1 protein-coding gene is annotated in these 547 nt (G+C 66.0%); it reads left to right on the forward strand.

The window, feature by feature from the left end:
* Nucleotides 1-547: tyrosine-type recombinase/integrase (locus AC1B00_RS09650; protein ID WP_488849514.1), on the forward strand; the 547-nt coding region annotated here is incomplete at both ends.

The raw sequence follows: 547 nt of genomic DNA on the forward strand, positions 1-547 counted from the left end.
GCGCGACCGCGCAATGGTCGACGAGCGGACCGGTGACCGACTACGCTTTCTCTTCGTAGATCACGGCAAGTTGTTATCCGAATACTACCTCTTTGAAACGCCGCTGGGCGAGGCGTGCCGGGCGGTTGGCTTGGTCGATGCACGAGGCCGCCATACCGTCACTGCACACCGCTTCCGCCACACCCTCGGAACGCAGCTCGCCGAGCGCGGCGCGAGGCTTGATACGATCATGAGCGTGCTCGGCCACGAGAGCCCGGCGATGTCGATGGTCTACGCAAGGATCTCCGATCCCGAGGTGCTGCGCGACTACCGTGCGGTGCTCGGGCCGGGTGCGGTCATCGCCGGACCTGGCGCCGAGGCTCTGCGGACCGGGCGGCTGACAGCGGGCGCGGTCGATTGGTTGCGCACCAACTTCTTCAAGACCGAGCTCGAACTCGGCCACTGCCTGCGTCTGCCCGAGGAAGGCCCTTGCGAGTGCGACCTATATCTCACCTGCTCGCGGTTCGTCACTACGCCGGCCTATACGCCTCGACTGCGCGAGCGTCGC

It is taken from the genome of Campylobacter sp. DY7 (assembly GCF_057802535.1).